The sequence below is a fragment of the Streptococcus sp. 4094 genome (assembly GCF_013277125.1).
Lineage (GTDB): Bacteria > Bacillota > Bacilli > Lactobacillales > Streptococcaceae > Streptococcus.
In genome coordinates this window covers 23824-36357 of sequence record NZ_VMMI01000027.1, presented here as the reverse complement: position 1 = coordinate 36357, position 12534 = coordinate 23824, and the positions used below count along the sequence as shown (strand labels likewise).

The following is a 12534-nucleotide window of genomic DNA, read 5'->3' as shown; positions in this document are numbered from 1 at the left end:
TTTTAGGGGTGGTCATGATTTTCCTTCGGTTGAGAATAGATCTCTACTTCTTTTTTGAGGTAGGACAGCATAGAAGTTTCCTCGGTCAGCTCCAGAAGGGAGAACCCTTTTTGGATAAGTCTAGCATCATCCCTACAAATCCCAATACGGACATAGCAGATAGCAAGCCTATCGTAGCTTTTCTTGTTCTTGGCGTCCTCTAGTAAAGTATAGCAGATTTGTTGACACATATTTTTGTCTTGATTGTATAAGTAAAGGGTGGACAGATTGAGTAGGATTGCCACTCGTAATTCATATAAATGTTGAAAGTTTTTATATACTTTCAAGCGTTGCAAGATTTTTTCAGTGATGAGATGGAGGTGTTCAATGGGAAAGCTGAAAAGGATGGTATTGAGGATTTTTAGGTCATTTTCATACCATGTATCTTGTTTTTCAATTTTCTCCCAAAGTTTTGTGACAGTCTGTTTCACAGGGTCTGACAGTTGCTCTGTACCATGTTGACGGATATGAATGACAATTTCCAACATATCTCTGATTTCTTCTATGGGCAGGTCGTGGTGGGTTTTGAGATAGTCTTGGCATTTTTGAAATAGTTTTTCGAGTTCACTAGTCCCTAGGGTTGAGCTCATATTGAGATAGGTTTGCATGATTTCTGTTCGTTGGCTCGGTTGATAGAGATGGCAGATATAGTCAAACTCTTCAAAACTCATATTGATTTGCCGAAGAAGAAACTCCATATTTTCATATTTGGGAGTTACCTTGCCGCTTTCAATCTTTGATAGGCTGGTTCTTGAGATGACATTTCCACAGACCTCTTCTTGGGTCAATTCTTTTGACTCGCGTATTTCTTTATATACTTTCCCGAAATCATAACGCATGGGCTTTCTCCTTTTTGTGAAAAAAGTTAATAAATAATAAAATCCAATTAAAAATATTGTATCATAGTAACAGGAATAGTAAAAAAGAAAACTAAAATAATGTGTGAAAAAAGTTAACTAATTTTAAAATAGAGTAAAGAAGAGGTATACTATATTATATCAGGAAAAGTTATTTAATTCTAAAAGATATTAATGGAGGAATTGAAAAATGGAAGTTATAAATGTAAGTAAGCATTATGGTCATTCAACCATTCTCAAAGATATAAATTTCGCACTTAATAAGGGTGAAATTGTTGGTCTAGTAGGGAGAAACGGAGTTGGTAAGAGTACATTGATGAAAATTCTTGTTCAGAATAATCAACCGACTGCAGGGAATATTATAAGTAGTGATAATGTTGGGTATTTAATCGAAGAACCAAAGTTATTTTTATCTAAAACAGGTTTAGAGAATTTAAAATATTTGTCAAATTTATATGGTGTTGACTACAATCAAGAAAGATTTGGGAGTTTGATTCAAGAGTTAGATTTGACTCAGTCTATTAATAAAAAAGTAAAGACCTATTCTTTGGGTACAAAACAAAAATTAGCTTTGCTTCTAACTCTCGTTACGGAACCTGATATATTGATTTTAGATGAACCGACTAATGGTTTAGATATTGAATCATCACAAATAGTTTTAGCGGTTCTAAAAAACTTAGCTTTAAGTGAAAATGTGGGAATTTTAATATCGAGTCATAAATTAGAAGATATTGAAGAAATTTGTGAGAGAGTCCTCTTCTTGGAGAACGGGCTTTTGACATTCCAAAAAGTAGGAAAAGATAGTCATAATTGCTTGTTTGAGATAGCTTTTTCATCAGCTGTAGATAAAGACATTTTCATTACCAAACAAGAATTTGGGGATATTGTTCAGGAAGAGGGACTGAAAATTACTATGTCTGGGAATATTCAAAGTAGTGAGCTTTTTAAATTTTTTAACGAAAACTCTATTAAAGTAGTTGATTTTGAAACTAAAAAAGAGACGCTTAAAGATATTTATCTAAATCGTTCAAAATAAAGGAAGGTTATAATCATGAAATTAAATAAATTAAATTTTCTTAAGGAAAATATAAGAGATTTATATTCATCAGGCGTAATATATCTTGGTTTGATTATCTCGTTTATACCGCCGATATTGGTTACATTCTTTATTCTAAAGACTCAAGGGACATCGCTTGGTATTAAGCATATTTCAAACTTTTATGCTATGCTCGGTATGTTAATGGCTGTTATACATGCTAACCGAATTATTAGCAGGGATTGTTCCTACAATACGATCAGTTTATTTTATAATCAACAGAAAAATCGGATGATTTACGTCTTGTCTAATTTTCTATATGCCATCTCAGTTTCCATTATTTATGCTTTGAATGGTATTGTGTTACTAGTCATCGTAAGTAAATTGGGTGTTCCAGGTGCTTTAGGATTAGATTTTATAGTATCCATTGTAGTCAATACAATTTTGTTAGTCCTATTTTATTTTCTATTATCTTACATTTTCTATTTATACAAATTGAAAAGTGGCTTGGTATTTGGTATTTTAGTAGCTTTACTACTCTTTATCCCTAATATATTAAATACGATTATGATGAATACTAGTAATGATTTGTTTATCAAAGCAATTGAACTTCTTCCTTTTTATTCCTTACCTGTATTTGTTGCTTCAAATACGATGTCTATTAGTCAGTATCTTGTGGTAATCACTACAATCATTTTATTGTATTTTTTCACTCTCAAGAAAAGCAAGGAGTATTCATTTTAGTTTCGTTTAGTATTATTTACCGTCTCAAAATCTAGCAAAAAATAAAAAGATGTTGCACTGACTAAAGAAAATTAGAATGTATAACAGAGGTAAACAGATAATTGTAGGGGAATTAAGCCTTCTATTGATGAGCATGAATTTTCTTATAACATTATCCAACAAACTGACCTATGAAACTTCAAAAATTCAAAAACCACACGGTATTCCTTTCAACTTGATTGTATTCAAGACTGAAACTACTTGAAAATATTTAATATTTTTCTTTAATTGCTTGACAGGTTATATATGTTGATTTATAATACAGGTAAAACAGGAGTTGTGTAAGCGTTAACAAATCCAGCGCCCTTAACTTTGTATTCAGCAAATAATTATGATGCAGCTAGAAAAGAAAGAATTCTAGCTTGATACAATGACACCCGTCTTATTTAAAGTTGTTATGGAACTATTTTCAAAATAAATAGGCCTCTGTTTTAGGCAGAGTCGTGAATCAGGAGGTTAAGTGATGAACTACAATGTAAAATATCTCTTATCAGGAATATTTATTATAGTCTTTATATATTTTCTAGTCTGGATGCGTTATTTTAATCAGAAGAAGGAAGAAGCGCATTCGGATGTGTCTTTTGAAGCGAGGTTAGATAGTGAGGTCAAGGCCTTATATAAACAACTAGGATTGGGTGAGGAGCCTCAGTATTTCTTAGCGTATCGCTACCTACATCCTTGGTTTGATTTGGCTATTTTACCACCAACAGTTGAAATTTTCTTAACTAAAATAGCGCTGGTGATGGTGACTCCAGATGAACTACTGATAAGAAATATTGGGAATGGGATGACTTTCACAAGTGAGCATCATCGTGATTTGCGACAAGGACTTATCCGCATTCCAAAATCAGAGATAAAAGAATTTGAGATTCGCAACTGGAAAAAAGTTTTTATATTGGGCGATTTTTTGACAATTAAAACAAGCCAACATAGCTATTATTTACAGGTTAGAGATGATGGACTTCAAAGAGGAAGTCTCTCTACCAAACATTTCTCAGACTTGAAACGACAAGATTTTCTCGGATTATTGACAGATAAAAGGACATTCTGATTGACAATTGCTCTAACAGCTTATTGTAAACTTTACAAATAAGCTGTAAATACTAGAATCCATTCAGAAAGGCAATTCCTATGAAAAATAAAATTTTAATCATTGTTTATATTTTAGCCTCGCTAATCATCAGTTTTATAATCTTTTCACTTTTGCATATTGATTTTAAATGGTGGACAACTCTGGCTATAAGTGCAGGATTTATTTACACCTACTTAAAATTTAGTAAAAAATAAAAAGCAATTGTACCTATATCGCTTTCGTCTCTTCACGGGAGGTATCTCTATGAAAAAAATCAGTCATCTTTGTATGCTCCTGCTCTTGCTGTGTACTACGTTTTTTGTCCTGAATGTAAATGTTACACGTGAAATAGTGCGGATTCAGGAGATGGGCAAGACAACCTATTCATTTGACTTGTACTTGAAAGATGTCACTAAACCGACAGAAACGATTCTCCAATTTTTTGAAGAGGTTGCAAATCAAGACAAGGTCTCTATTATCAAAGTAGATAATGGCGATGAAGCCGTCAAGGCTGGTGTTTTTAATAAGGAAACCTTCCCCTATCAGGAGTTCGGTCTGACTTCTCTTGATTTTTCAAAGAATGAGAAGGGGGTCTACAGCAACCAGGATCTTCCCAATAATCTAGGAACCATTCCCACCTTTTTAAAGGTGAAACTCATTCGACTCCAGACCTTCCAATCCTATATTGAGGATAAATCCCATACTGTAAATGGGCGCTACATGATTACCTCCAGCAAAGAGATAGATCGCGATACCATTCTACAAAAGTGGAGTGATTTTTTCCAGATAGATAAGACGATTTTATTAGAACCCACTTACCGAAGTCAGGTTGGAGTGCTAAATCAAGAGTTGTTACTATCTATCATTATCTTTATCTTGGCAATCTTACTTGTGATTTTAATGACAGTTTATCAGCCGATGATGGAGATGAAACGAGTGGGGGTTCAAAAGTTACTTGGTTTTCAAAGCAGGGCGATTTTAGCTGGTTTTGTAAAGACTAATTTTTATCTTCTCTTGGGTGGAAGTCTTATCATTGACTTGGGACTATTTTTAGTGCTGGACTATAGACCAAAACTTTTGTTCCCAAGTTTACTCTTATCCCAATTTCTACTTTTACAGTTGTATTTGTTCATCAGTTGGCTGACCTACCTGATGATTCAGAAAATGACAGTCAGTTCCATGTTGAAAGGTTTTTCATCTGTCAAACTTGGTCTCATTTTCAATTATGTGATGAAAATAGGGACAACTATTTTACTGACGGCCTTACTGATTGGGGTGGGCAGAAGTTTAGAACAAGAAAACAAAGAATTGGCTTATCAGCAACAGTGGGTAAGCCAAGGAAATTACCTGACCTTGGAAACCTTCAAACTCAATGATAACCTGTGGCAAGAAGAGCTAGCAGGGTCAGGGAAATCTACAGATTATTTCTATCGATTTTATCAGAATTTGGTAGAAAAAACGCAGGCGGGCTATGTGCAGAGTAGCAGTCTTCCTGTAAAAAATTTTGTCCAATCAGAACAGATTCAGCAATATCAGTTAACAGATACGGTGGATGTTTACTATGCCAATCGCAATTTTCTAAAGAGCAAGGGATTCAAGCTACCAGATACCGGTATTAAAAAAGTTATTTTGATGCCAGCAAGTACGAAAGGTGAAGAAGATAAAAATCAGCTCTTGGGGAAGTTAATTGCCTTTCATTCGATGAAGTATGAAGAGCAGCAAAAACGAACGATAGAGGAGATGGATGTCGAGATTGCCTATTATGAAGGAGATTGGTCATTTTTCCCATATAGTGATAAGCGAAAGGAAAATCTCTCCAATCCAATTATTAGCTTGGTCAATGATTCTGATATGATGTGGGATGAGAAAGCCTCCCTGTCAACAACTGGCTTAAATAATCCGATTAAAATTGAAAATACGGTTCAACATCAAAAAGAGATTACAGAGTTAGTTGAGAAATTGTCAGATGGAAATTATTTAAAATTTTCATCGATTCAAGCAATTCAAGAGGGGATAGTTGATACCTATCGGGATTCTGTTCGTAATTTTAACGTTCTTTTTGCCTTATTTGCTCTTCTCAGTATGATTGTCTCCTACTTTTTACTCGTTACTACTTTCTTGTTGAAGCGCAGGGATATCATTACCAAGAAGTTTATGGGGTGGAAACTGGTCGATCGCTACCGTCCTCTCCTCGTTCTGCTCTTGCTGGGCTATAGTCTGCCTCTTCTAGTCTTGATTTTCTTTGCCCATGCGCTCTTGCCACTCCTACTTTTTGCAGGTTTTACATGTTTGGATATACTATTTGTGCTAGGCTTGGCTTCTAGGATGGAGAAAAGAAGTCTAGTAGAGTTATTGAAAGGGGGCATCTTATGATTGAGTTGGAAAATATTACCAAAACCATTGGGGGAAAAGTGATTTTGGATAACTTATCTCTCAGGATTGATCAGGGGGATTTGGTAGCCATTGTTGGCAAGAGTGGTAGTGGTAAGTCGACCTTGTTAAATTTATTAGGTTTGATAGATGGTGAATATAGCGGACGGTATGAGATTTTTGGTCAGACAAATCTAGCGGTTAATTCTGCTAAGTCGCAAACAATAATCCGTGAACATATCTCTTATCTGTTTCAAAATTTTGCCCTGATTGATGATGAAACGGTCGAGTACAATCTTATGCTGGCGCTGAAATATGTGAAATTGTCTAAGAAAGACAAACTCAAAAAGGTGGAAGAGATTTTAGAGAGAGTAGGTTTGTCAGCTACTTTGCACCAAAAGGTCTCCGAGTTGTCTGGTGGCGAACAACAACGAATTGCAGTTGCTAGAGCCATCTTAAAACCCAGTCAGCTGATTTTAGCCGATGAACCAACAGGTTCTCTGGACCCTGAAAATAGAGATTTGGTCTTGAAGTTTCTCCTAGAGATGAATCGAGAGGGGAAAACAGTCATTATTGTGACCCACGATGCTTATGTAGCCCAACAATGTCATCGCGTCATTGAATTGGGCAAGGGGGAATGAGTTAGTTCTGCTTATTTTGACTGAGTGAATACTAAATTGTCAAATTAAGTTAGATTTTTCATGTAACTCAGAAAAACTTGGTAGGGTGATTGATAATTCGATGATTTCCTAGGAATTCTATTTATTGAGTATAGGTCATTTATGTTAGTTTCTTTCAGACAAATGTGGTGTTTATCTGAGCCTAACATAGATGGCTTTTTCTGTCTAGTTTAATTTTACAAATTGGGTCTCTCAATCTCAAAAGTGCATAGAATACTCATTACCATTACTTGAAAATTTGATAATCTTAAAGTAATTATAAGGAGGAATTACTATGTCAGCAATTACAGATAAATGGATAAAACTATTTAATAATGTCAATAATTCTCAGGAGTTAGATACATTTTTAAAGAATGTTTCAGGGAAAGGGCTCAATGAATGGGAACAACTATATAATGACTATGATGAAAGTAAAGATTTATTTATTGAAGAAGCGCTAGAACAAGGTGAATGGATGTTATATACTCCACAGCAAAGGCTTAAGACTAGAATCAATTGGTTAGATTTATATAAACCATTGTGTTATAAATATGTCCAAAAAATTTATAGTATTGTTGAAACTAAGAATTATATTTCTGATAAACAGACTTTTATAGAAGGTATTGAAACATATTTTTTTGAGATTTGTATGAATATTAGTTATCGTACAGTTGTTTTAGAAATTAATGATTTACGCAGAAATTCAAAACTTCTGGGGGAGAGTAGTGAGGATAGATATAAATACTATATAGACACTTTATTACGAGATAAAGAATATATTGTTGATTTTTATAAAAGATATCCAATGTTATATGAGGTATTAGATCAAAAATTAAAAAATATAAGTTTTTATATTCAAGAAATTTTAAATAATTTAGAAGACGACATTCAAGATATTCAGAATTATTTTAAAGTATCGAATTTACAATTATCCAAAATTAATTTTAATGCAGGTGATACTCATTCTAAAGGCAAGACAGTTTGTATATTAAATTTCAAAGATAAGGATATTGTGTATAAACCTCGTAATATGATATTGGATGTTAATTTAAAATTATTTGCAGAAGAATTTGAAAAGACATTTGGAATCTCGAATACATTATTTATCCCTAAGACTTTAACTAAGAAAGGATATAGCTATGTAGAAATGATTGAAATTCAAGAATGTTCTACTTTAGAAGATGTAAAAATATATTTCGAAAATATGGGGAAAATTCTAGCATTTTTACATTTGTTTGGTGCCAAAGATTATCATGGAGAAAATGTATTAGCATCTGGGAGATTTCCTTATTTGATTGATAATGAAACAATTCTTCATTTTAGTGAAAATGAGACAATTAATACATCTATACATAAAATGTATGACTTTGTAGCTAACTCAGTATATAGTACAGGTATTTTGCCAATGACGCTATATTCAATTAATAATAACAAAGGAATGGAAATAGGTGCATTAAATTCTGGTGCAAGAAGAGAATCTCCCTATTTAACACATCAGCTGTCTAATGTTGGCACTGATGAAATCAGAATTGAAAAAGTTTTTAAAGAGGTTGGAAGCTTTCCCAGTACTGTTAGATACGAGGGTGAGAATGTCTCTTGTTCTAATTATTTACCTCAAGTTCAACAGGGATTTGAAGAGATTTATAGAATTTTTGTTGATAATAAGTCAGTTATCTCAAAAATGATTAAGAAATATTTTAATAATTGTGAAACGAGATACATTTATAGAAATACCAATATATATGTACAGTTGCTAGAGACTAGTCATCACCCAGAACTCTTAAAAAATCGTTATGATTTTGAAATGTATTTTCTTAGATTATGTGAATATGGTGATATTTCCAATGAATTTGATAGTAAAATGATTCATGATGAGATTAATCAATTGAAAAATGATGATGTCCCAATTTTTTATTCCGATTCATCTAATAATAATATTTCAAATGGAGTTAAGGAATATATTTTATCACTTGAGGGCGAAAGTATTGTAGAGAAAATTTTAAATAGAATAAAAATAGCATCTACTTCAAACTTAGTTCGTCAGAAGAGAATTATTAATATGTCTTTTATGGGGACCGAATTATTTGTAAAAAATATTGAAGCTTCTAAAAGAAAAGATCTTGGAAGAGAATTATTTGTAAAAAGACTATTATCTAGTAGGTTTGAACATAATGGCGAAATTAGCTGGTTAGCAATGCTAGCTATGGATAAAAATTATGATATATCACCTATGAAGTATGATTTATATTCAGGTACAGCAGGCATTTTACTTGGAATCAATAGTTTAAAAATCAAGGAGTTAGAAGAACTTTTTCCTGGAGTAATGAAATACACTGTTAACTACATAAAGGATTTTAGTTCTGATATTACATATCAAAATGTTGGAGCTTTTACCGGAATTTATGGCTATCTATATGCATTGTGTGTATTAAAGGAGAGTAATAAAGATATTCCTTTGGAGATTGAAACATGTATCTTTGAAACCATTTTTAGAACTAAAGATATAGTTTCAAATTTAGATAATTTAGATATTATCGGTGGGATTTCTGGTATTTTAGGTGTTTTATTGAAAGTCAATAGTACATTTAAAGGAAATTTAGATATATTAAATTTGACAGATAAGTTGATGAAACTAATTGTTCAACGTCTGCTTAAAATATATGCCGAAGAAGGGGTATGGATTTCAGAAGATCCAGGGTATGCTCACGGGAATTATGGTATAATTGTTCAGCTATATAAATATAGTTTAAGTTTAAGTACAGATTCAAATATTAGAAAAATGATTATTCAGTGTGTACAAGACTATTTAAGGAAAGAGAGAGAGGAACTAAATCTCAATAAAGTTCTAAAAGTAAGAAAAAATGCTAAATACTACTCCTGGTGTAATGGTATTGTTGGTATTGTAAAAGCTAAGCATTATTTGTTAATTAATGGGTTATCAGATAAGTTGTTATCGGAAGAAGTGGAGTATTACAGCAGAGATATACTAATTAATGGATTAAATTTGGATAATTCAATTTGTCATGGGAATGTGGGTAATTTGGTGATTTTGGATTCAATTTTACCTGTTCAAACTAATCAATTTGAAAATGAGATACATCAGGAAAGCAATCAATATTTATTAGAAAAAATGACCTATGAAACTGATGATTGGGGTGTTTTGACAGGTGAAATGGGAATATTGATGGCTAATTATAAGGCGGGTAGAAAATGTCTTAATGAATTGCTATTATTAAATTAAGGAGGAATGTAATGAAGAGAAGAGTACCATTTATAGAACAGCATCAAAAAACAGAGTGCGGTTTATGTTGTGTAGCAATGGTATCAAGTTATTTTGATCATGAGATTTCTGTCAAAGATTTACGTAATATTCAGGAAACAGGAAGGGATGGAACAAATTTTGGAAACTTAATTGATATATTAGAAAATATTGGATTTTCTATTAAGTCGTTTCGTTATCCCAAAGAACAAATTGAAAATTTCTCTAAAATTTTGACTCCAGCAATTGCCTTATGGCAAAGTAAACATTTTGTAGTAATTGAGAAGGTAAACGAAAAATTTGTATGGGTTGTCGATCCAGAACTTGGTAGAATTAGATATAGTTTGGAAGAATTTTCAGAAGGTTTTTCAGAGTATCTAATCAGTATAGTAGATAGTTCACAAGTATCTAGGAGAAAGAGTAAAGAAAACTTTCAAGTAGTTTATAAACAGTTGTTAAAAACTTGGCCATATTTTATTCCATTGCTTTTTTTAACACTAGGTAGTTATGGAGTAAATTTTATTTTTCCTCTATGGATGCAACAAATTTTAAACGAAGTCTCAAAGGGAGTTTTTATTAAACAATTCGATTTATTACTTAGATTCTTAGTTTTTGTCTCCATATATTTTATTATCATGTTGTGCCAGAGATATTTTGCAATTATATTGACAAGTGCTATTGATGAGCGACTAAACAATAATGTGATAAGTAATCTCTTTAAGTTACCTTATAAATTTTTTTCTACTAGAAGTAGCGGAGATTTAATCTACTCAATAAATGGTTTGTCTAGAATCAGACAGTTATTTACAAATCAGTTTATACTTGGGATTTTAGATATAGGGTTTGCTATTTGCATTTTAATCTATTTTGCTAGATTTAATTATATTATATCCTTATTAGCTGTTCTATTGTTTTTTTTGAATCTTTTTATATTATTCTTGACCAGACAGAGTTTAGAACAAAGAAATAAGTCATTTATAATTTCTCAAAATGACTTACAGAATAAACAGATTGAAATGGTTTATTCTATGATGGGAATTAAAATGGAAGGTTTTGAAGACCAGACATATAAGCAGTGGAAGAGTTTATTTGATAAAAATATATATAGATATAAATGTAGTGAAATTTTTTCAGGATTTGTGAATTCGTTATTTACTATTATCACATTTATTTCACCTTTTATATTGCTGTTTGTTGCTTTACAATCAAATAGTAGTGTTGGTATAGGAAGTGTATTTGCACTTTATTCTTTAAGTACTCTTTTATTCAGTAAAACTAATAATATTTTTGAAACAGTAGTATCATTTTACAATAGTAAAACGTTTTTAGCTAGGATAGTTGAAATTTTAGAAGAAGACATGGAGGAAAATGGAGAATTAAAATTTGATTTAAAAGGCGATATTGAATTAAGAAATGTATCATTTTCATATACAAAAGATAGTAAAAAGGTTTTAGAAAATATTTCTTTAGAAATAAAACAAGGAGAGCAGGTTGCAATTGTCGGATCATCTGGTTCTGGGAAAAGCACTCTATCTAAGTTATTAATTGGTCTATATCCAGCAAGTTCAGGAGAAATATTGTTTGATAATATAGATTATGATAAATTTGAGAAAAAATACTTACGTCAACAAATTGGAATTGTACCTCAAGATATGACACTCTTTAATAAAACTATTCTTGAAAATATTATAGGTGATAATATTATTTCACAAGAAGAAGTAGAGGAAATTTGTAAATTAGTAAATATTCACGATGAAATCCAAAATATGCCTATGGGATATCATACGCTAGTTTCGGAGATGGGATTGAATTTGTCTGGTGGGCAACGTCAAAGAATTATTTTGGCTAGAGCATTAGTCAAGAAACCTCGAATTATGCTCTTAGATGAAGCGACAAGCTATTTAGATAATGTAAACGAAAAACAAATAATGAGAAAATTTAAAGAGCAGAATATTACTATAATCTTGATTGCACATCGTTTATCTACAATTATTGACTCTGATCAGATTTTTGTTATGGACAATGGAAAAATTTCTGAGAGAGGGACGCATAGAGAGCTATTAAATAATAGAGATGGTTTATACAGTCAACTTTATCAAATGAATTATTAATTTTAATAAAAAATTTCAAGTTTAAGTTATTTTGCATTAAATGAGTTGATTATGCTTATCATTTGTATCACACTTCCAAGAAAAGTAAGAATAAACTTATGTCTCAGAAGTATGGGGTTTAGTTTTATAGTATCACTCACTAAAAATATTGGAAAATGTAAAAATTGAAAAGAATTCTACTTCGTCAAGGTGTAATGACCTCAAAAGTTGAACTATTAATTTATGCTAAGGATTGAATCCTGTATTGCACAGGACTCAGTCCTTTTAATTGTGGTTTCAAGCCAGTTTTTCTCTGTGAGAAAAATTAGTCAAATAATATAGCATGACCTGAACGAAGTTCAGCGAGCG

The 12534-nt window shown here is 31.9% G+C and carries 8 protein-coding genes; 7 read left to right on the top strand and 1 reads right to left on the bottom strand.

Translation table 11 applies throughout. From position 1 onward, the window contains the following. Window positions 1-2: 2 nt before the first annotated feature. Window positions 3-878 (bottom strand): helix-turn-helix transcriptional regulator, encoded by an 876-nt coding sequence (locus HT721_RS06745; protein ID WP_173229377.1) that lies wholly within the window; start codon window positions 876-878, stop codon window positions 3-5. A 208-nt stretch (window positions 879-1086) separates the two neighbouring features. Here HT721_RS06745 and HT721_RS06740 point away from each other — a divergent pair, with 208 nt between their 5' ends. From HT721_RS06740 to HT721_RS06710, 7 genes are all read left to right on the top strand, one after another. Then, entirely contained in the window at window positions 1087-1932 is an 846-nt protein-coding gene (locus HT721_RS06740) for an ABC transporter ATP-binding protein (protein ID WP_173229375.1), read from the top strand. Window positions 1933-1947: 15 nt separating this feature from the next. Next, entirely contained in the window at window positions 1948-2676 is a 729-nt protein-coding gene (locus HT721_RS06735) for a hypothetical protein (protein WP_173229372.1), read from the top strand. A gap of 502 nt (window positions 2677-3178) precedes the next feature. Next, complete coding sequence (locus tag HT721_RS06730; RefSeq protein ID WP_173213240.1) at window positions 3179-3766, top strand: hypothetical protein; 588 nt, start codon at window positions 3179-3181, stop codon at window positions 3764-3766. A gap of 285 nt (window positions 3767-4051) precedes the next feature. Then, complete coding sequence (locus HT721_RS06725; RefSeq protein ID WP_173213242.1) at window positions 4052-6160, top strand: bacteriocin-associated integral membrane family protein; 2109 nt, start codon at window positions 4052-4054, stop codon at window positions 6158-6160. After that, window positions 6157-6798: an ABC transporter ATP-binding protein gene (locus HT721_RS06720; RefSeq protein ID WP_173213244.1), complete on the top strand. Its 642-nt coding sequence runs from the start codon at window positions 6157-6159 to the stop codon at window positions 6796-6798. The genes HT721_RS06725 and HT721_RS06720 overlap by 4 nt, the downstream gene beginning before the upstream one ends. A gap of 313 nt (window positions 6799-7111) precedes the next feature. Next, window positions 7112-10057, top strand: a complete 2946-nt coding sequence (gene lanM / locus HT721_RS06715) for a type 2 lanthipeptide synthetase LanM (protein WP_173229371.1) — start codon at window positions 7112-7114, stop codon at window positions 10055-10057. Between the two features lie 11 nt (window positions 10058-10068). Beyond that, on the top strand, window positions 10069-12186 hold the full coding sequence (locus HT721_RS06710; protein ID WP_078156163.1) for a peptidase domain-containing ABC transporter: 2118 nt from the start codon (window positions 10069-10071) through the stop codon (window positions 12184-12186). Window positions 12187-12534: the final 348 nt, after the last annotated feature.